Source organism: Bradyrhizobium erythrophlei, from assembly GCF_900142985.1.
In the GTDB taxonomy this organism is placed as follows: domain Bacteria; phylum Pseudomonadota; class Alphaproteobacteria; order Rhizobiales; family Xanthobacteraceae; genus Bradyrhizobium; species Bradyrhizobium erythrophlei_B.
This window is the reverse complement of record NZ_LT670849.1, coordinates 5,280,137-5,299,061: the sequence shown is the minus strand read 5'-3', so window position 1 is coordinate 5,299,061 and position 18,925 is coordinate 5,280,137. Positions and strand designations below refer to the sequence as shown.

General features: G+C 60.8%; 20 protein-coding genes. 14 read left to right on the top strand and 6 right to left on the bottom strand.

From position 1 onward, the window contains the following. Positions 1-4: 4 nt before the first annotated feature. Positions 5-679, bottom strand: a complete 675-nt coding sequence (locus BUA38_RS25200; RefSeq protein WP_072826419.1) for a Crp/Fnr family transcriptional regulator — start codon at positions 677-679, stop codon at positions 5-7. Between the two features lie 302 nt (positions 680-981). On the opposite strand from BUA38_RS25200, the gene BUA38_RS25195 reads away from it, so the two are divergent. The 7 genes from BUA38_RS25195 (at position 982) to BUA38_RS25165 (ending at position 9,395) form a co-directional block, all read left to right on the top strand. After that, positions 982-1,809: an ABC transporter ATP-binding protein gene (locus BUA38_RS25195; protein WP_072822162.1), complete on the top strand. Its 828-nt coding sequence runs from the start codon at positions 982-984 to the stop codon at positions 1,807-1,809. Next, a complete protein-coding gene (locus BUA38_RS25190) occupies positions 1,806-3,737 on the top strand; it encodes a long-chain fatty acid--CoA ligase (protein ID WP_072822160.1) in 1,932 nt (643 codons plus the stop codon). Before BUA38_RS25195 ends, BUA38_RS25190 begins: the two co-directional genes overlap by 4 nt. Beyond that, positions 3,734-4,627 (top strand): branched-chain amino acid ABC transporter permease, encoded by an 894-nt coding sequence (locus BUA38_RS25185; protein WP_072822158.1) that lies wholly within the window; start codon positions 3,734-3,736, stop codon positions 4,625-4,627. The genes BUA38_RS25190 and BUA38_RS25185 overlap by 4 nt, the downstream gene beginning before the upstream one ends. A gap of 107 nt (positions 4,628-4,734) precedes the next feature. Then, entirely contained in the window at positions 4,735-5,808 is a 1,074-nt protein-coding gene (locus tag BUA38_RS25180) for a branched-chain amino acid ABC transporter permease (RefSeq protein WP_072822156.1), read from the top strand. A gap of 54 nt (positions 5,809-5,862) precedes the next feature. Then, positions 5,863-7,146 (top strand): ABC transporter substrate-binding protein, encoded by a 1,284-nt coding sequence (locus tag BUA38_RS25175; protein WP_072822154.1) that lies wholly within the window; start codon positions 5,863-5,865, stop codon positions 7,144-7,146. Positions 7,147-7,323: 177 nt separating this feature from the next. Then, positions 7,324-8,160 (top strand): ABC transporter ATP-binding protein, encoded by an 837-nt coding sequence (locus BUA38_RS25170; protein WP_156898715.1) that lies wholly within the window; start codon positions 7,324-7,326, stop codon positions 8,158-8,160. Continuing rightward, positions 8,157-9,395, top strand: coding sequence for a phenylacetate--CoA ligase family protein (locus BUA38_RS25165; RefSeq protein WP_244553045.1), 1,239 nt, complete (start codon positions 8,157-8,159; stop codon positions 9,393-9,395). Before BUA38_RS25170 ends, BUA38_RS25165 begins: the two co-directional genes overlap by 4 nt. A gap of 1,700 nt (positions 9,396-11,095) precedes the next feature. On the opposite strand, the gene BUA38_RS37075 is transcribed toward BUA38_RS25165, so the two are convergent. Beyond that, complete coding sequence (locus tag BUA38_RS37075; RefSeq protein ID WP_156898714.1) at positions 11,096-11,278, bottom strand: hypothetical protein; 183 nt, start codon at positions 11,276-11,278, stop codon at positions 11,096-11,098. Between the two features lie 241 nt (positions 11,279-11,519). On the opposite strand from BUA38_RS37075, the gene BUA38_RS25150 reads away from it, so the two are divergent. The 5 genes from BUA38_RS25150 (at position 11,520) to BUA38_RS36325 (ending at position 14,945) form a co-directional block, all read left to right on the top strand. Then, on the top strand, positions 11,520-11,795 hold the full coding sequence (locus BUA38_RS25150) for a hypothetical protein (RefSeq protein WP_072822146.1): 276 nt from the start codon (positions 11,520-11,522) through the stop codon (positions 11,793-11,795). A gap of 236 nt (positions 11,796-12,031) precedes the next feature. Beyond that, complete coding sequence (gene tnpA, locus BUA38_RS38830) at positions 12,032-12,433, top strand: IS66-like element accessory protein TnpA (protein ID WP_072815717.1); 402 nt, start codon at positions 12,032-12,034, stop codon at positions 12,431-12,433. Continuing rightward, complete coding sequence (gene tnpB / locus BUA38_RS25140) at positions 12,430-12,777, top strand: IS66 family insertion sequence element accessory protein TnpB (protein WP_072815721.1); 348 nt, start codon at positions 12,430-12,432, stop codon at positions 12,775-12,777. The genes tnpA and tnpB overlap by 4 nt, the downstream gene beginning before the upstream one ends. A 94-nt stretch (positions 12,778-12,871) precedes the next feature. Then, entirely contained in the window at positions 12,872-14,464 is a 1,593-nt protein-coding gene (gene tnpC / locus BUA38_RS25135) for an IS66 family transposase (RefSeq protein ID WP_072825673.1), read from the top strand. Positions 14,465-14,759: 295 nt separating this feature from the next. Further along, positions 14,760-14,945, top strand: a complete 186-nt coding sequence (locus BUA38_RS36325; RefSeq protein WP_083587764.1) for a hypothetical protein — start codon at positions 14,760-14,762, stop codon at positions 14,943-14,945. Between the two features lie 52 nt (positions 14,946-14,997). Here BUA38_RS36325 and BUA38_RS37070 read toward each other — a convergent pair whose 3' ends face one another. Further along, positions 14,998-15,174, bottom strand: coding sequence for a hypothetical protein (locus BUA38_RS37070; protein WP_156898713.1), 177 nt, complete (start codon positions 15,172-15,174; stop codon positions 14,998-15,000). Positions 15,175-15,286: 112 nt separating this feature from the next. On the opposite strand from BUA38_RS37070, the gene BUA38_RS36320 reads away from it, so the two are divergent. Further along, positions 15,287-15,577, top strand: coding sequence for an outer membrane protein (locus BUA38_RS36320; RefSeq protein WP_083587763.1), 291 nt, complete (start codon positions 15,287-15,289; stop codon positions 15,575-15,577). Positions 15,578-15,723: 146 nt separating this feature from the next. Here the strand turns inward: BUA38_RS36320 and BUA38_RS38240 are convergent, their stop codons facing one another. From BUA38_RS38240 to BUA38_RS25115, 3 genes are all read right to left on the bottom strand, one after another. Further along, positions 15,724-16,419 carry a hypothetical protein gene (locus BUA38_RS38240; RefSeq protein ID WP_072822144.1) on the bottom strand — a complete coding sequence of 232 codons (696 nt, stop codon included), beginning with the start codon at positions 16,417-16,419 and terminating at the stop codon, positions 15,724-15,726. Positions 16,420-16,845: 426 nt separating this feature from the next. Further along, positions 16,846-17,127 carry a hypothetical protein gene (locus BUA38_RS25120; protein ID WP_072822143.1) on the bottom strand — a complete coding sequence of 94 codons (282 nt, stop codon included), beginning with the start codon at positions 17,125-17,127 and terminating at the stop codon, positions 16,846-16,848. 97 nt (positions 17,128-17,224) lie between these two features. Continuing rightward, entirely contained in the window at positions 17,225-17,539 is a 315-nt protein-coding gene (locus BUA38_RS25115; protein WP_072822141.1) for a hypothetical protein, read from the bottom strand. Between the two features lie 1,151 nt (positions 17,540-18,690). On the opposite strand from BUA38_RS25115, the gene BUA38_RS37660 reads away from it, so the two are divergent. Then, on the top strand, positions 18,691-18,867 hold the full coding sequence (locus BUA38_RS37660; RefSeq protein ID WP_172806090.1) for a hypothetical protein: 177 nt from the start codon (positions 18,691-18,693) through the stop codon (positions 18,865-18,867). The last annotated feature ends 58 nt before the right edge of the window (positions 18,868-18,925 follow it).

The following is an 18,925-nucleotide window of genomic DNA, read 5'->3' as shown; positions in this document are numbered from 1 at the left end:
AGGCCTACTCGCCGTAACTGCGTAGACGATCGAGATCGAGGATGGTCACTCCGCCATATTCGAGCCGAAGCAGCCCCTCTTTTTCCAGCCGATTCAGACACTGGTTGGCATTCTGTCGCGAGATGCCGGACAACGCTCCGATTTCTTCCTGGGTGATCTCGAGATGGCGGCTGAGATCGGGGTAAAGGATCGGGTTGAACAGCGAAGCGATCGAACGCGCGAGCCGCGCGGTGACGTCCAGCGTGCGGCCGTATTCGACGAGGCCGATGAACTGCCCCAATCGCTCGTTGAGCTGAACGACGAGAAAGCGGTTGAAGGCGACGCTGTTCTCGTAAAGCCAGAAGAAGGTGCCCTGATCCATCAACGCTATGCGCGTATCGCGCAGCGCCACCATGTCGTAGCGGCGCGCCTCTTTCTTGAGCACAGTCCCCTCGCCAAACCACGCACCGGCGGTGAGGCCGGTGAATGTCATCGCCTTGCCGCCGCGCGACACCGTGCCCATCCGCACTAGGCCCGAGACCACGCCGGTCCAGTAGTCGAAGCGGTCGCCGCGCAGAAAAATGAACTCGCCCGGCCGGTACGACTTCTCGGTGATCCCGGCACAGGCGGTCTCGAGCTCGCGCCCCGACAGTTCACGCGACCAGGCCGCAATCCTCTTTAAGTTGTCCGCCGTGATCATCTTTCCGCCCGACCGGCCCCGGATTCCGCATCCCTGCTGCATCGCAACAGCCCTCGACAATTTACCGGTCAATTGTCGAATGCAAGACAGTCCCGGCCCCGCCTTTAGCCTATGCAGGCCGCCCACCCAATTGCGCCGTCGGGACACGGCGCGAATGGATGGCATCCGATGTACCAGCGCTTCAGGCAATTGCCATTCGTCGCATGGCCTCACGGGAAGCGCCGATATAGGATCGCGTTGAAGTTTCAAGGGATAACCGACCAAGAGCGCGAAAAGCGCCAGAGGTGGAGCGGGAGGGACGATTGGACCATACGTTGGAGGTGCGCGAGGTTTCTTTGCGCTTTGGCGGCGTGCGCGCACTGACCGACGTCAGTTTCGGCGTCAAGCCGGGCGAATTGTTCTCGATCATCGGCCCCAACGGCGCCGGCAAAACCTCGATCGTCAACTGCATCTCCGGCCGCTACCGGCCGACCGAAGGCCACCTGTTCTATCGCGGCCAGGACATCACCGCGCTGAACCCGAACGCGCGGCCGCGGCTCGGCATCGGGCGCACCTTCCAGAATCTCGCGCTGTTCCACCACATGAGCGTGCTCGACAACATCATGGTCGGGCGGCATCACCTTCTGAAGAACAACTTCATCACCGGTTCGCTGTACTGGCTGACCGGCGCACGGCGTGAGGAACTCGAACACCGCCGCAAGGTCGAGGAGATCATCGACTTCCTCGATTTGCAGTCGGTGCGAAAGGCCACCGCCGGCACCCTGCCCTATGGTCTGCGCAAGCGCGTCGAACTCGCCCGCGCCATGGCGCTGGAGCCGCAGCTCATCCTGCTCGACGAGCCGATGGCCGGCATGAACTTCGAAGAGAAGGAGGACATGGCGCGCTACATCGTCGACCTCAACGAAGAGTTCGGCATGACCGTGATGATGATCGAGCACGACATGGGCGTGGTGATGGACATCTCCCACCGCGTGATGGTGCTCGATTTCGGCCGCAAGATCGCCGAAGGCGATCCTGCCGCGGTGCTCGCCGATCCCCACGTCAAGCGCGCCTACCTTGGTGAAGAAGACGAAGTGCTGGTCGATCCCGACGATGTGCCCGCCCCCGTCAAAGCGGAGGATGCGGCATGATGGATTACGCCGCCCGCGTTGCGCAAGCCGACACCTATCCGAAACTGCTGCGGCTGAACGCGCGCGAGTTCGGCAAGGAAATCGCGCTGCGCGAAAAAGACCTCGGCCTCTGGAAGCTCTTCACCTGGAACGACTACCACACCCGGGTTCGCGATTTCGCGCTCGGCATGGTCGAACTCGGTCTGACACGCGGTGACGTCATCGGCATCATTGGCGACAACCGCCCCGACTGGGTCGCAGCCGAGATCGCAACGCACGCGTTTGGAGGCTTGAGCCTCGGCCTCTATCGCGACGTGCTCGACGAGGAAGCCGCCTATCTCCTCAACTACGGCGAAGCCAAAATCGTCTTTGCCGAAGACGAAGAACAGGTCGACAAGCTCTTGGGCCTCGCCGACCGTGCGCCGTCGCTTCGGCACATCGTCTATTCCGATCCACGCGGCATGCGCAAATATGACGATCCGCGCCTGATGTCGGCCGGACAGCTCGTCGCACGCGGCCGCGAGCGCGCCGCGCGGGAACCATCGTTCTACGACAGCCTCGTCGACGCCACGCGCGGCGAGGACGTCGCGATCCTCTGCACCACCTCAGGCACGACGTCGCATCCCAAGCTTGCGATGCTCGCGGCGGGACGCGTGCTGCGGCATTGCGCCATTTATCTCGCTTTCGATCCGAAGGGGCCGGAAGACGAATACGTCTCCGTGCTGCCGTTGCCGTGGATCATGGAGCAGATTTACGTGCTCGGCAAAGGGCTCTTGTGCCGGATGAAGGTCAACTTCTTCGAAGAACCGGAAACCATGCTCAACGATTTCCGCGAGATCGCGCCGACCTTTGTGCTGTGCGCGCCCCGGGTCTGGGAGGCGATGGCCGCCGACGTGCGCGCGCAGGTGATGGATGCTTCTCCGTTGAAGCAGGGACTTTACCATCTCGGCATGAAGGCCGGGCTTTCAGCCCTTGCCCGCAATCGCCATTCGATCGTCGCCGAAACGCTTTTGTTCCGCGCGTTGCGCGACCGGCTCGGCTTCACGCGGCTGCGCTCGGCCGCGACCGGCGGCGCCGCGCTCGGCCCCGACACATTCAGATTTTTCCGCGCTATGGGCGTACCCCTGCGCACCCTTTACGGCCAGACCGAAACGCTCGGCGCCTATACCTTGCACCCGGAAGACGCCGTCGATCCCGACACCACGGGTGTCGCCATGGCAGACAGCATCGAAATCAAGATCGACAATCCCGATATCAACGGCGTCGGCGAAATCGTGATCCGTCACCCCAATATGTTTCTCGGCTACTACAAGAATCCCGAAGCGTCCGCAGCCGAAATGAAGGACGGCTGGCTGCAATCGGGCGATGCCGGCTATTTCAACGACAAGAAACAGCTCGTAGTCATCGACCGCATCAAGGATCTCGCCGAGACCTCGCGCGGCGAGCGCTTCTCGCCGCAATATCTCGAGAACAAGCTGAAATTCTCGCCCTATGTTGCGGAAGCCGTGGTGCTGGGCGCCGGCCGCGATCGGCTGGCGGCGATGCTTTGCATTCGCTTCTCGATCGTCTCGAAATGGGCGGAGAAGAACCGGATCTCGTTCACGACCTATACCGACCTTTCCGCGCGGCCTGAGGTCTACGAGCTCCTGCAAAAGGAGGTCGAGACGGTCAACGCCACGCTGCCACCGGCGCAGCGCATCTCCCGGTTCCTGCTCCTCTACAAGGAACTCGACGCCGACGACGGCGAATTGACCCGCACGCGAAAGGTCCGCCGCGGCGTGATCAACGAAAAATACGCTGACATCATCGAGTCCATTTATTCCGGCCGAAGCGACATCCCTGTCGATACCGTGATCCGTTTTCAGGACGGCACCACGCAACGCATCCGCACCACGCTGAAGGTGGTCGATCTCGCCGGCAACGCGCCGCTTGCGGAGGCCGCGGAATGAACACCGCGTTCCTGATCCAGCTCATCGTCAACGGCCTCGTGGTCGGCACACTCTATGGCGTGGTCGCGATGTCGTTCGTGCTGATCTACAAGGCCACCCAAGTCGTCAATTTCGCGCAAGGCGAACTGCTGCTGGTCGGCGCCTGGGTATGCTGGGCTCTGCTTACCAAATACGGCGTGCCGTTCTGGATCGGCATGCCGCTCACGCTCGTCTTCATGTTCGCCTTCGGCATCGCGATCCAGGTCGTGATCCTGAGACCGATGATCGGTGAGCCGATCATTTCCGTGATCATGGTGACGATCGGACTGTCGACCGTGTTCGACGCGGCGCTGAAGTGGATCTTCGGCGTCAACCCGCAGCCGTTCCCGCGGGTGTTCACCAGTCAATCGCTGGATCTCTTCGGCCTGCAGATTCAGACCGTCTATGTGATGAGCCTTGCGGTCTCACTGGCGATGATGATCGGCATGGCCTGGTTCTTCCGCGCCTCCAAGTACGGTCTTGCGATGCGCGCCACGGCCTTCAACCAGCAGGTGGCGCAATCGCTCGGCATTTCCGTGAAAAACGTGTTTGCGATGGCCTGGGCGATTTCGGCTACCGTATCGGCGGTCGCGGGCGTCGTGGTCGCCGTCGTCAACGGCGTGTCGTCGGGCCTCTCCGCCTATGGCATCAAGGTATTTCCGGCCGCAATCCTCGGCGGGCTGGATTCGATCGGCGGCGCGGTGCTAGGCGGCATCATCATCGGGCTATTGGAAAACGTCGCGCAATATGTCGACAGCGAATATCTGCACTGGGGCAATCTCTACGAGATCGCGCCGTTCTACGTGCTGATCATCATCCTGATGATCAAGCCGTATGGCCTGTTCGGCACCAAAGACATCGAGCGGGTGTAATAGGCATGATCGCCGAAAAGTGGAAACCGGTTTTCGGTAACGATCATGCCCAGATAAAAGTGGGCGAGCCGATGGCTAACATTGACGATCTTGGAAGGTAGAGCCGGATGGCAAGCCCCTCCCTCATTCCCTCCGGCGACTTCCGCACTTCCTACGCGGCGGACACCACGATCTTCCCGACGGCGATGAGCCGCAATTTTGCGATTCTCGGCGTCATCGCCGCGTGCTTCGCGCCTTACCTGCTTTCCAACTACTGGCTCTCTATCTCGATCCAGATCGGCATCTTTGCGATCGCAGCCCTTGGGCTCAACATCCTCGTCGGCTTCACCGGCCAGATTTCGATCGGCCACGCTGCGTTCTTTTTGTTCGGCGCGTTCAGCTCGGCCTACATCTCCAACAACTTTCCGGTTCCGGTGTTCTTTGCCATTCCGCTCGCCGGCGTCGTCACCGCGCTGGTCGGCCTGATCTTCGGCTTGCCGGCGGCGCGGCTGAAAGGCCTTTACCTCGTGATCGCGACGCTGGCCGCGCAATACATCCTGCTCGATTTCTTCTCGCGCGCCGAATGGTTCTCCGGCGGCTCGGTGCCGGCGAGCGCCAATCCGTTCTCGATTTTCGGCTACGCCTTCCGCGGCGACCGGCAATATTTCTACGTGGTGCTGGCCTATCTCGTGGTCTGCTTCATGCTCGTCACCAACCTGATGCGCACGCGCGATGGCCGCGCGCTGGTCGCGATCCGCGATCACTATCTTTCTGCGGAGATCATGGGCATCAACCTGACGAAGTACCGCACGCTGTCGTTTGGACTGGCGGCGTTCTTTGCCGGCATCGCCGGCGCGCTTTATGCGCATTACCAGCTCGTGATCTCGCAGGAAGGTTTCGGCATCGAGCGCTCGATCCTGTTTCTGGCGATGATCATCATCGGCGGCACCGGTTCGGTCATGGGCACCCTGATGGGTACGGCCTTTGTGGTGCTGCTGCCGGAATCGATGGAGTGGATCAGCGCGACACTCAAAGGCTCCAGCATCGACCGCGCGCTCTCGCTCAACAATAACATCACGTTCCTGCGCGAAATCACCGTCGGCCTCATCATCATCGGCTTCTTGATGTTCGAACCCGACGGGCTCGCGCATCGCTGGCGGCAGATCAAGACCTACTGGAAACTCTACCCGTTCTCGCATTGAGGTTGGAGCGCACAGGGCTACAATGGACGTCAACAACAATATCGGGAGGAAACCATGACACTTAAATCACTGCTCGGCACCGTTTCACTGGCCGTGATGCTCGGCGGCGCGGCATCGACCGCGCAGGCCCAGATCGCGATCGGCCATCTGGAGGATCTGTCCGGCGGCACGGCCGATGTCGGTACGCCCTACGGCCAGGCCGTCAAGGACACCTTCGCCTGGGTCAACAAGAACGGCGGCGTTGGCGGCAAACAGCTCAATGTCGACAGCAACGATTACGGCTATCAGGTTCCGCGCGCGATTGCGCTCTACAAGAAGTGGTCGGCACCGGACGGCAAGGTGTCCGCGATCATGGGTTGGGGCACCGCCGACACCGAAGCGCTGACCGGCTTCGTGGCGCAGGACAAGATTCCGGACTTGTCGGGCTCCTACGCCGCGGCGCTGACCGATCCAGAGGGCGTCAGCGGCAAGGCCAAGGCTGCGCCCTATAATTTCTTCTATGGCCCGAGCTATTCGGACGCGCTGCGCGCCGAACTGACCTGGGCGGCGGAAGACTGGAAGGCCAAGGGCAAGCCGGGCAAGCCGAAGTTCGTCCACATGGGCGCCAACCATCCCTATCCGAACGCGCCGAAGGCGGCCGGCGAAGCGCTCGCGACCGAGCTCGGCTTCGAGGTCATGCCGCCGCTGGTGTTTGCGCTCTCGCCCGGCGATTACAGCGCGCAGTGCCTGAGCCTGAAGAGCGCGGGCGCCAACTATGCTTATCTTGGCAACACGGCCGCCTCCAATATTTCGGTCATGAAGGCGTGCAAGACCACGGGCGTCGACGTGCAATTTCTCTCCAATGTCTGGGGCATGGACGAAAACGCCGCGAAAACCGCAGGCGATGCAGCGGACGGCGTGATCTTCCCGCTCCGCACAGCGGTCGGCTGGGGCGGCAACGCGGCCGGCATGAAGACCGTGATGGAAATTTCCAAGATGAGCGACCCCACCGGCAAGGTCTATCGCCCGGTGCATTACATCGCAGCCGTGTGCTCGGCGCTGTACATGAAGGAAGCGATCGAGTGGGCCGCGAAGAACGGCGGTGCGACCGGCGAAAACGTCGCCAAGGGCTTCTACCAGAAGGCCGACTGGGTGCCGGCCGGCATGGATGGGGTCTGCAATCCCTCGACCTGGACCGAGAAGGATCATCGCCCGACCACCAAGGTCGACCTCTATCGCGCAAAAATTTCCGGCGCGACCGACGGCGACATCAACGACGTGATGGCCAAGGGCACGATCAAGCTCGAGAAGGTCAAGACCGTCGAGCTGCCGCGCAAGGCTGACTGGTTCGGATGGTGATCTAATCGCAGGTGCCGTCCCTCCCCTTGCTGGGAGGGTCGGCCAAGCGAAGCGCAGGCCGGGGTCTGGGTCCACGATACAACCGATGTCCCCCACCCGACATGTCGCTAGCTTCGCTATCGACACGCTACCCTCCCCACAAGGGGGAGGGATCAAGAGACCGCGAAGGACTTGCTCTTGCAGACGATAGAAACGCAGATCGATCAAACTTCGACCGCCGCCACCGCCCCCATCCTCGCCGTGCGCAACATCGAGGTGGTGTATGACGACGTGATCCTGGTGCTGCGCGGCTTGAGCCTCGACGTGCCGAAGGGATCGATCGTGGCGCTGCTAGGGGCCAACGGCGCCGGCAAGTCGACGACGCTGAAGGCGATCTCGGGCCTGTTGAAGACCGAGGACGGCGAGGTGACGCGCGGCGAGATCCTGTTTGACGGCGAGCGCATCGACGGCATCGATCCCGAAAAGATCGTCCGCCGCGGCATCTTTCAGGTGATGGAGGGCCGCCGCATCGTCGCCGACATGACCTCGCTGGAAAACCTGCGGCTCGGCGCCTTTACGCGCAGCGATGGCGGAATCGCCGCCGACATCGACATGGTCTTCAACTATTTCCCGCGGCTGAAGGAGCGCACCGGGCTTGCCGGCTATCTCTCCGGCGGCGAGCAGCAGATGCTTGCGATCGGTCGCGCGCTGATGGCCCGTCCCAAGATGATCCTGATGGATGAGCCGTCGATGGGCCTGTCGCCGCTTCTGGTGAAGGAAGTATTCGCCATCATCCAGGCCATCAACCGCGATCTGGGCGTCACGATCCTGCTGGTCGAGCAGAACGCGCGCGCCGCGCTTTCCGTGGCCAGCCATGGTTATATCATGGAACAAGGCAAGGTGGTGCTCGACGGCACCGCGGACGAATTGCGCGACAACGAGGATGTGAAGGAATTCTATCTCGGCGGCGCCGGCGATCAGCGCAAGAGTTTCAAGAATTTGAAGAGCTTCAAACGACGGAAGCGATGGCTGTGAGCACGACCGAGCATTACGACGCGATCGAAACCCGCGCGCCCGCGGCGCGCGAGGCCGAGCTGTTCTCGCGCCTGCCTGAAATCCTGCGCAAGGCGATGCAAGCACCCGGCTATGCCGAGCGGCTGCGCGGCGTCAATCCCGCACACATCACGAGCCGCGCGGCGCTCGCCACGCTGCCGGTGTTGCGCAAATCCGACCTGCCCGCGCTCCACAAGGCCGCACCGCCTTTTGGCGGCTTCGTCAACAAGCCGCCCGGCGCCTTCGCCCGGCTGTTCACCTCGCCGGGACCGATCTTCGAGCCCGAAGCCACCCGCGACGATCCTTGGCGCGGGGCGCGTGCGCTGCATGCCGCCGGCTTTCGGCCGGGCGATGTGGTGCTGAATACGTTCAGCTATCATCTAACGCCGGGCGGATTCATGTTCGATATGTCGGCGCGCGCACTCGGCTGCGCGGTCATTCCCGCCGGCCCCGGCAATACCGAGGCGCAGTTCGAACTGATCGAGGCGTATAGCCCGGTCGGCTATTGCGGAACGCCGGATTTTTTGAAGATCCTGATCGATGCGGCCATCGCCGCCGACCGCGACGTGTCCTCGATCAAGCGCGCGATCGTCTCCGGCGCGGCGTTTCCGCCGTCGCTGCAAAAGGAGATCAAATCGCACGGCATCGAAGCCTATCAGGCCTTCGGCACCGCCGATCTCGGCCTGATCGCCTTCGATACCACCGCGCGCGACGGCATGGTGGTGAACGAGGATATCATTCTCGAAATCGTCCGGCCGGGAACCGGCAAACCCGTCGCGGAGGGTGATGTCGGCGAGATCGTCGTCACCACGCTCGATCCCGACCATCCCTGGATCAGGCTTGCGATCGGCGACCTCACCGCGGCGCTGCCGGGCACAAGCGCGTGCGGACGCACCAATTTGCGCATCAAGGGATGGATGGGCCGCGCCGACCAAACGACCAAGGTAAAAGGCATGTTCGTTCGCCCCGAACAGATTGCCGAGATCACCAAACGTCACCCTGAACTCGGACGGCTGCGGCTCGTGGTGCGGCGTGACAACGAACAGGACGTGATGACGCTGAGGTGCGAATGCGCCGCGCCCACCGAAGCGCTACGCGAGGCGGTCACCTCAACGCTGCGCGCGGTAACGAACCTTGGCGGCAGCGTCGAACTGACCCTGCCCGGAAGCCTGCCCAACGACGGCAAGGTGATCGCCGACGAGCGAAGCTCATCTTAAGAATTGCGATGAAGTTTGGCTTCCGAGGGGCCGCCAATCACTGTTTTCCCTGGAATGCCGGTAGGCAAAGTTCGCCCGAATGCCCGGCCGGGCTAATTTCATACTCCAAAAAAGGCGCTGAATTCGGTACGACCTAAGGCTCTTAGCGGGGCAGCGTACTCACCGTCATGGTTCGATCGCGCCAGTGGGACCAACTAAGATCCGGCATGGTGATTGCTTAGCTGGTCGTGGGACAGGTTTTTCCGTCCGGAATCAAACCAGCGCGAGCCCGACATATGAGCGAACAGTACCGTTCTGAGACGCCACGTGCCGCAATGAACCGGTTCCTTCACCATCTAACTCGGTCGACACACTTGCTCACGGCCGACATCGAGCTGGAAGAAGCACGGACGGGTGTGCGTGATTTGAAAAACCCCGCTTATTCCACGTTGGCTCGAAATCTTCGAGCGCGCCGTGACAATTTGGTGGCTACCATAGCGATGCTCGAGGCGAGCGCCCCGGCGAAAGCGGCCTAATATGGTCGGAGGTCAGCGCCATGACAGAACCCCGCTCGCAGCGAATGGCGGAGGATTAAACCAATTTCGGCTTACGCCACTGCGCCAGTGTCGCCCCATCCCGGACCCAGAAGTATTTCAAGGCATACTTGCCGTCGCGAGAGGCCCGCCGCAGCTTAGGCAGAGAAGCTGGGCGTTATGCGTCGGGGGCGCCTCAACCCGCACAAGCCGGTACGAGGTCTCGCAGGTCGGGTATTTGAACGCGGTTTCCGCCATGAACAATTTATAGCATAGGCGGTAAGCACACGTTATCCACAGTCTGCATCGGGGTGGATTGACGTCGCAAAGCATTCACGAATCATGTTTATTTTCGCCAATGGGTAGGCTTTTTCCACAGGTTAAGCCATGCGCAGTCCTGCGACATTATCGACGATCCAAGCGATCATCTTTGCCGGCGCCGTCTTATTGATGGCCGGCGCTGGCACTTGGGCCAGCGTGATCAGCTAAGCTGATCGAGTCAGTTCGACTTGTCACTGTCTTTCACCCACGCGTCAGACCATTTCCAATAGTGGGTTCGCCCGCAAGCTGGACATTCGAGTGGGAGCACTTCCTGGGGGGCAGCGTCTCGAGGATCACGGTTTCCGTGTCCAACTCGGTCGGTATGGCGACCCCTGTTTCGGGGCATCGGATCAAGATATCCGGCATTAAGCCAGAATACCGATCTCGCCTTTATGGTGCAAACGTCAAACGGAGGTCTGTTCATCCTAGCGCTGACGATCGCGTTCCATCGCACGGCGCCGGCGGTCGAGTGCCGCCAGCTCCGAAGCGCACCGTCACATCTCTCGGCAAGGTCACCGACCTCCCGGGCCTTGTTCAATTTGGCGGTAAGCTCGGCTGCGTCGCCTTCGATAACGCGCAGCATCATGGAGTCCCCAGCAAATCAGTTCGACTTCGAAATGATAGCTACTGAACAATGACGATCCGGTCACACGTGTCCGCCGAACACAGGGCACGCCCTCACCGGAACGGGGAGCACTGGTGAGGGCCGCGCGAGCTGCCGGTACGCGTACATCCGGCTCCGGCAGCTCGATTAGCCTACCCCGACCGCTGCGACATCTCAGCTTCAGACCGATGTCGGCGATGTGACGGTTATGTGAGTGGTGGCAAGCCGCGCAGCGAGAGGCGGGGACGCTGATCGCTCCACTCTCAATCCCTTAGATTTCTGATGAGCCAGCTGAAAAGCTCTGGGTGGCTTTTGGCCAAGCGCGACATCCCTTCAGCGACGGCCTTCGGGCCAGCGCGGTCGTAGGCCCCCCGCAGCTTCTCGATCTCGACCCTGTCCGGCTCCGAGAGCGACGAGGTGTCGATGCTGTTGATAGGATAGGTCACGATCACATCCAGCGGAGGAAGCACCTGAGATAGCCGATACGGAACGCCGTGGAACCCCCGTAAGAAATCGGACTCCAGCCTCGTAACGGATAGGGGTGCTATCGGATAGTACCCAACGAAAAGCCCCGCTCGCGGCAAGCGAGCGGGGCCTACGTGGTTGGTCGCGCCTATCCGAAGGGGATCGGATGCCGCGAGTGTGCTCTGATTCTCAACCGCGCCGGAGGTATCCCGGCAACACTTCATGCTGCCGTTCCATCACAAGCGGTCCGAGAAAATGCCACTCGCTTGCCACGAACTCGCCGCGCGACTCAGTGACGTCGATTCGTGCTGGTCCTGGGTAGGTTTTCAGCGTGAGTGGTCCATGTATTACACAGCTTCGAAGTTCTACCTCGTGGCGAGCATCACCACATTGGCCTTCGCCACGGTCTTCATGATGGTTGCTCTCGCCTCGTGGAGTGTTGAGAAAACCGACGGTCCCGAAATCAGATTCGAGTTGAGGCAGTCGCTGCAGCGTTAGTTTGGCGTGCGACAGGGCCCGGCGCGCCACCCTGACGGGCGCGCTGGGCCCGCTAGACCGATGGGCTAACCCGTCGGGGACGGGCGGAACGAAAGGCCCCGCCTTGAGGACGAGGCCTCCGAGCGCAAGCGCATCCATGAATTGATCCACGGTAAGCCTCCGCTGAGGGCCGCCTTCCCGGATTGGGCTCGATCGTGAGATGATTTGCTCATTAATTTGCAAGCAAATGAGCAAACGTGACAACGGTTACGATTCTGTCCGGTCCAGAGCGACGACGGCGGTGGACCACTGCCGAGAAGCTTCGGATCGTGGAGGAGAGTCTGGCGCCCGGGGCCAGTGTTGTCGAGGTTGCTCGACGACATGATGTTCACCGCAATCTGGTCACGGCCTGGCGGCGGCAGGCCCGCACGGGCGTCCTCGTTTGCGAGCCCGGGCCGATGCAGCGGCAAGCTGACGAAGTCCGTTTTGCGGCGGTCTCCATTGCGCCAGAGCGGCAACCGTCGGCGGCGCCCTCCGGGACCAGCGGTGCGATCGAGATCGAGTTCGCGGCCGGGGCTCGGATGCGGATCACGGGCGCGGTTGACGCCGCGACGCTGAGCGCAGTCGTGGCGGCGCTGACTGATGGGCAGTCACGATGATCCCGTTGCCGGCCGGCGTGCGGGTGTGGCTCGCAACCGGCTATACCGACATGCGGAAGGGCTTTCCGTCGCTGGCCTTGCAGGTGCAGGAGATCCTGCATCGCGACCCGCTGGGCGGCCACCTGTTTTGCTTCCGCGGTCGTCGCGGCAATCTGCTGAAGGTGATCTGGCATGATGGCCAGGGCGCCTGCCTGTTCACGAAGCGCCTGGAGCGGGGTCGCTTCATCTGGCCGAGCCCGGCTGAGGGTGCGGTGACGATCTCGTCGGCGCAGCTCGGTTATCTCCTGTCCGGGATTGACTGGAGGCACCCACAAGAGACGTGGCGGCCGACATCGGTCGGATGAGGCTTTGCACTTCTCGGATCGCGATGGATGTGATTCCATCATCGTTGTGACCACCTCTGAATCGCTCCCCACCGATCTGGCCGCCGCGCATGCGATGATCCTCGCGGAGCGCGCCGCGCGCCTGCAAGCGGAAGCGGTCGCGGCGAGCGCCAAAGCGGAAGCGGCCAACGCGAAGGCGGCCGAAGCACTGATCAGTTACCTCAAGCTCGAGATCGAGAAGCTGCGTCGCCAGATTTACGGCAGCCGATCGGAGCGCAAGGCGCGGCTCTTGGAGCAGATGGAGCTTCAGCTTGAAGAGCTGGAAGCAACCGCAACCGAGGACGAACTGGCGGCTGAGAGGGCGGCGGCTCAGACACAGACCGTCAAGTCCTTCCAGCGTAAGCGGCCGTCGCGCAAACCGTTCCCCGATCATCTGCCGCGCGAGCGGGTCGTGGTCCCGGCGCCGGAGAGCTGTCCTTGCTGCGGGTCATCGAGGCTCTCGAAACTGGGTGAGGACATCACCGAGACGCTGGAGGTCATTCCGCGGCAGTGGAAGGTGATCCAGACCGTGCGCGAGAAGTTCTCGTGCCGGGATTGCGAGACAATCACCCAACCGCCGGCGCCCTTCCACGTGACGCCGCGCGGCTTTGCCGGGCCCAACCTCTTGGCCATGATCCTGTTCGAGAAGTTTGGCCAGCATCAGCCTTTGAACCGGCAGAGCGAGCGCTACGCCCGGGAGGGCATCGATCTGAGCCTATCGACGCTGGCCGACCAGGTCGGCGCCTGTGCGACGACCCTGCAGCCGCTTTATCGGCTGATCGAGCGTCATGTCCTCTCCGCCGAGCGACTGCATGGCGACGACACCACGGTGCCGATCCTGGCCAAGGGCCAGACGGTCAAGGGCCACATCTGGACCTATGTCCGCGACGACCGCCCGTTCCGGGGACGGGCGCCGCCGGCCGCGCTCTATTACGCCTCGCGCGATCGCCGGCAGGAGCATCCTGCCCAGCATCTTCAGACGTTCACCGGCATCCTGCAAGCGGACGCCTACAGCGGCTACAACGCGCTGTACGACCCATCGCGCGCGCAGGGACCCATCATGCCCGCACTTTGTTGGGCGCACGCCAGGCGGCAGTTCTTCGAGTTGGCGGACATCGCCGCCAATGCGAGGCGAGACAAGAACGCCGCGGCGATCTCGCCGATCGCGCTGGAAGCAGTCAAGCGCATCGATGCACTGTTCGACATTGAACGCGGCATCAATGGTCAAAGCGCCGAAGAGCGGCTGCGGGTCCGCCGGCAACAGAGTGCGCCGCTGCTGACGGCGCTCGAAGCCTGGCTGCGCGAGCAGCGTGCCCGGCTGTCGAACTCGTCCGCGGTCGCCAAGCCCATCGACTACATGCTGCGCCGCTGGGACCGGTTCACCCGCTTCGTCGATGACTGGCGGATCTGTCTGACCAACAACGCGGCGGAGCGCGCGCTGCGCGGCTTTGCTTTGGGTCGCAAGTCCTGGCTGTTCGCCGGCTCCGAACGTGGGGCCGACCGCGCCGCCATCATGGCCACCCTGATCATGACGGCAAAGCTCAACGACATCGATCCGCAAGCATGGCTGGCCGACGTGCTCGCCCGCATCGCCGCCACTCCGCAAGGCCGGCTCAATGAGCTACTCCCTTGGGAATGGAAGAAGCTCCTTGTTCAGTCCGCCGCATGATCGGATCACAGAACCACGCGACTATCCCGCGGCCCTCACCGGATGGTTACGATCCACGGGTCGGCGAAGGCAGTCGGTGGCCGAGCGCGCCATGCCGAAGAAACTTCAGCAAACGACAAATTGTCGTTTGCTAAATCCTTCACGGCAGACACAGCCGATAAGACCGGGCAGAACGATCTCGGGTCGCTGCGCAAAAATGCGCCACCGTTTACTGCACGCTTCCCGGTGTCGCGATAAAGCTTGCCTCATAGCGGTTGCACGCCCGGCCTTTGAGTCAGTCTTTTAGGGGGTAAATATGCGCACGAAGTTTCTTTTGGGAGCTCTCGCTCTGTTCGGCTTGACGAATGTCTCCCTCGCTGCCGATCTTCCGGCTCGCACCTACACCAAGGCTCCGGTGATGCCGGTGGAGGTTTTTGACTGGACCGGCTTCTACATCGGCGGTTTCGTCGCTGGCGCTTTCGGCGACCGCGACCGACCCTAGTAGCCCGGCTGGTGCGTTCTACAACGGCGGCAATCTCGTCAATTCCTATGGGCTAAGCAGCAGCTTCATCGATGGCGGCACGGTTGGTTACAATTGGCAAACACCCGGTAGCAATTTTGTATTTGGCCTTGAAGGTGAAGCTGGCTACCTCAACCTGCACCGATCGCAACAAGATATCAACGCCATCAACGCCGGCTTTGCATTTCCAGATAGCGTCAATAACAGCCATATCGGTGACGCCTATGGCGTTATCGCAGGTCGGATAGGTTGGGCTGCTGATCGAGCCCTGTTTTACGCCAAAGGCGGCGTTGCTTTCGTCGGCAACAGCTACAACTTCAACGATGCCTGTAGCACAGGCGGGTGTGGTACCTCGACGCTATTCCTCAGCCACTCTGATACCCAGGTTACTTACGCTGTTTGGCGCGGGCATCGAATACGCCTTCACCAACAACTGGAGCCTCAAGGGCGAGTATCTCTATCTCGGCACGCGCCGGACATTCACTCAGTCCGGTGAGGCGGGTGGCGGGCTTGCTGACACGGTCGAAACCAACACGGCCAGCGAGCCGGGAGTGCACACCGCAAAGATTGGCCTCAACTATCGTTTCGGAGGACCGATCGTCGCGAATTACTGATTGGTCCAGAGACTGAAACTTCAAAGCCCCGGCATCGTCCGGGGCTTTTTCGTGCGAACAGGTCCGCGCCCGCCTGCGTGAACCGGATGAAGGCGCCGGACTCGTGCATCACGATCCAGCCGCGCTCTATCGCGTGCTTGTCGGATTCACGCGTGATATTTCATCCGCTCGAATAGCTCCCTGACATCATCGAGCCGCAACTTCTTCTCGTGGGGCGCCTGATAATCCTGAAGGGTCCGAAGTTGCCGGACGGCTATGGCGTCGCGACGGCTTTTGTTATCCTCGGCGAAATACGCCTGCATGTCCTCGACGAATTCGCGGGCGACAGCCGGCGGCATCTCCTCGTTAATCTTCATCTGCCCACTCCACGCTGCGCGGCCCGGATCGTCTGACGGTCGCGTTCGCAATCCAACCAGATCGGGACGGCTTCTCTTACCATGTCGCTCTTCACACTTGCCGCAATAGAGCGCACTGTGGATGCTGTGTACGGGCCGCACACGCGGCCAAGTCGCCAGAGCAAGGTCCACCATCTGCGTGTGATTGCAGTGCCGGCATTGCACCTCTAGCAGCTCATAGCCGCCGTGAAGGGCATCGGAAATTGACGGTGAGGGATTGTCGGGGACGCCAAGGAACAGGCGCGTTGACCAGAGTTCGCAATCCAGCCGGTGGGCTTCAGCAAGCGCTAGAAAAGCCAATCGGTGATGACCGTCATCACCCCACTCGAGCGCGGCCTCGGCTTCGCGCACAAGGCGGTCACGCGCCTGCTCAGCCTTGCGGAGTTCGTTTACATAGTGCCGCTGGTCGCCGCCGGACGGCGGCATATGGAGGACTTGGGCGTTCATAAATGCCCATGATTCAGTCGATTTGCGGTCAAGGAAAGGCGCTTGGAGGGGGAACCAAGGCGACTTCAAGTCAAGTCGTTGGTCAAGATGAGCCCACCATCGAGCCTCGGGGCATCTCGGAAAGATAGGTAACGGTGGGGGTTGTTAGAGCGGCGGCGAGGCATGTTCGGAATCGTTCTCAAGGGACGCGCTCGTAGCTAGATGAGCCGCTACATCGAACCGCACTTGTCACAAGTTGCGTGGTCCAACGCTTCGCTACGCGCCTGCACAGCACAACCTTCAATTAAAAGGCCGTCGGGCTCGAAATTTCGCGTCCCGGCGGCGCTTTATTACTGAGCCTGATAAACCTCAGCGGGTTGGGATTATAAAGGTCCACAACTAAGCAAATATGAAACGGTTCACTAGCGCCGTCTGCGCTGCTCGAGGCTATCGGTGGAGAACTAGAACGACAATTACGACGGCAAAGGTGCCGATCACGAAAACCGCGGCTGCGACGGTGACCCAAAAAGTCCACCGAATATAATTGAGGGCAGCTGTTACTTCCTCTTCGCGCCGCCTTTCCCGGTTGCGCAGCCACGTAAGGGCCGTCGATAGCTTTTCTTCTCCGCCCATGAGGGCACCGCGAAAATTGATGTTGTCGCGAACCGTCTGTTCTCCGGTCGCTTCAAATTCGGATATCCACTTCTCGACCTGTTCATTGTCCGCCATTGCGGCGAATCCCCCCTGTCAATCACTTCCCTTTCGCTTTCAGCCCGATCTGGACGAGCCGGCGACCGAGATACGCCACGCCAAAACCGCGATTTGGCTATTGCCCATCGCTCGATAAGTTCTCGCTTATCGGGAAATCAGTCAATTCAGAGCCGCCACTGCCGTCGTCATTCACACGAAACAAAAAGTAGCCTTTTTCGTCGATGCGGGACCGCATCGCGGAACCGATTTTAACCGACTGCTCCAACAATTCCCATCCGCCGGCCTTGAACCGAAATGGAGGGACAACGTCATGCGCAACGAGGATTAGAATATCTGGATGCGCCAAGCTTCGATAACTATCGAAGCCGTTGCCGAGCGACGGCGACTCGGTTTCTTGGCTTAGGCCTGCTCTATCTGACGGGTCACTCATCTCGGATCACCGCCGAGCGAGCTGCGATCCAGGATGCGACGCCGGCAGCGGCAAAAAACACGACTGCCATCCAGGCTTGCGGATCCGAAAGCGTATTTGAGGCAATCGCCACAGCAATCGTAACTGCTGCGATTCCGCACAAGAAAGCTAATGAAATGCAGCAGAGATAGAGAACTTCTCGGAGAAACGTTATCACTTTCCTTTGGCCTTCAGGCTCTGACTAGCCTAATCCGATGCGACTATAAAAGATGTACAGCAATGCTCCAACGACGACGGAGAAGTATTTGAGGCTGCCGCCACGCGCCTCGTCGTTAAGTTCGCGATTGAGATTCAGATGCAGAGCGTTACGGGAGTAAGCGCGCCGCCGCCGTCGGCTCAAAGCTTTGCTCAGCAGGCGCCTGATCTCATTTTCTTTGAGCGGCCTCTTCACTTTCCCTTCGCCTTCAGCCAGATCCTAAATCAACGGCGAGCGCTCAATAATATTGCTGCTGCAAAACCATCCAGCTGACGAAGATTAACGCGCCAATGATGCAGACTAGAACCCTCGGATTCCCGGCCATTTCATCCCTTCACTTTACCTTCGCTTCAGCAGGTCAACGCGATCCGCCGATCACATCGGAAGCGTATCGTAGCGCGCAAAGAGCCCCATTGGAAAAGGGAAGGCTTTCTGAGCGCGTAAGCCGACTTGGAGACGCTGAGAAGCGCGAACCGTTCACCAAGCCTGACCGCGCCTTAACGTTGATCGGTCAGGTTAACGCCCGCCTTTCATTGCGTCGTCAAAGCTGCCCGTTATCATCTTTTATCGCTCGATCTTGACCGTTCTGACTCCCCGGTCACTCGGCCATTTTTCAAATCGCGCGACAGGGGTCGCTGAGCATTCACCCACGCCTCAGCGGCCCCGACTAATCTTCAGTATTTGCGAACAAACGATGACCGACAACGAGCGCCCTCCCAGAACAAAGCCCAGCAGCGCTACTCAAAGTCTACTCGTCGCCTACGAAGAACTGCTCCGCCTTCGAGAAGAGGTTCGTGAGGCGGAAGACAGGCTTAAAACCTTATCTTCCGTCATGCGTAGAAAACGTCGTAAGTAAATTGAACTCGCGCCCAGAAGAATCGCGTGCTACATGGCCGCTCCCAATAACGGAGCTAAGATGGCCAAAAAGAAAAAAGTTGTTCGCCGCGCATGGACTAAAGACGACGTGCGCACTCTGAAATCGATGGCTAAGCAGAAGCAGGGCGTTAAAAAGATCGCGAAATCGCTAAAGCGTACGCCGGGTGCAACGGCCGTCAAAGCGGTGAAACTCGGCGTATCGTTGAGTATGACTTAGGACCTTTGTCCTTCATCGACTAATTCGGCCGTCGTTGGTCACTTAGGCTAACGGGCCG

Excerpts from the sequence above, each read along its gene's own strand:
- BUA38_RS25200 (WP_072826419.1), bottom strand. The coding sequence starts at position 679 with ATGATCACGGCGGACAACTTAAAGAGGATTGCGGCCTGGTCGCGTGAA.
- BUA38_RS25190 (WP_072822160.1), top strand. The coding sequence starts at position 1,806 with ATGATGGATTACGCCGCCCGCGTTGCGCAAGCCGACACCTATCCGAAA.
- BUA38_RS25185 (WP_072822158.1), top strand. The coding sequence starts at position 3,734 with ATGAACACCGCGTTCCTGATCCAGCTCATCGTCAACGGCCTCGTGGTC.
- BUA38_RS25180 (WP_072822156.1), top strand. The coding sequence starts at position 4,735 with ATGGCAAGCCCCTCCCTCATTCCCTCCGGCGACTTCCGCACTTCCTAC.
- BUA38_RS25175 (WP_072822154.1), top strand. The coding sequence starts at position 5,863 with ATGACACTTAAATCACTGCTCGGCACCGTTTCACTGGCCGTGATGCTC.
- BUA38_RS25150 (WP_072822146.1), top strand. The coding sequence starts at position 11,520 with ATGCTGCCGTTCCATCACAAGCGGTCCGAGAAAATGCCACTCGCTTGC.
- tnpB (WP_072815721.1), top strand. The coding sequence starts at position 12,430 with ATGATCCCGTTGCCGGCCGGCGTGCGGGTGTGGCTCGCAACCGGCTAT.
- tnpC (WP_072825673.1), top strand. The coding sequence starts at position 12,872 with ATGATCCTCGCGGAGCGCGCCGCGCGCCTGCAAGCGGAAGCGGTCGCG.
- BUA38_RS36325 (WP_083587764.1), top strand. The coding sequence starts at position 14,760 with ATGCGCACGAAGTTTCTTTTGGGAGCTCTCGCTCTGTTCGGCTTGACG.
- BUA38_RS37070 (WP_156898713.1), bottom strand. The coding sequence starts at position 15,174 with ATGGCTGTTATTGACGCTATCTGGAAATGCAAAGCCGGCGTTGATGGC.
- BUA38_RS36320 (WP_083587763.1), top strand. The coding sequence starts at position 15,287 with ATGCCTGTAGCACAGGCGGGTGTGGTACCTCGACGCTATTCCTCAGCC.
- BUA38_RS38240 (WP_072822144.1), bottom strand. The coding sequence starts at position 16,419 with ATGAACGCCCAAGTCCTCCATATGCCGCCGTCCGGCGGCGACCAGCGG.
- BUA38_RS25120 (WP_072822143.1), bottom strand. The coding sequence starts at position 17,127 with ATGGCGGACAATGAACAGGTCGAGAAGTGGATATCCGAATTTGAAGCG.
- BUA38_RS25115 (WP_072822141.1), bottom strand. The coding sequence starts at position 17,539 with ATGAGTGACCCGTCAGATAGAGCAGGCCTAAGCCAAGAAACCGAGTCG.
- BUA38_RS37660 (WP_172806090.1), top strand. The coding sequence starts at position 18,691 with ATGGCCAAAAAGAAAAAAGTTGTTCGCCGCGCATGGACTAAAGACGAC.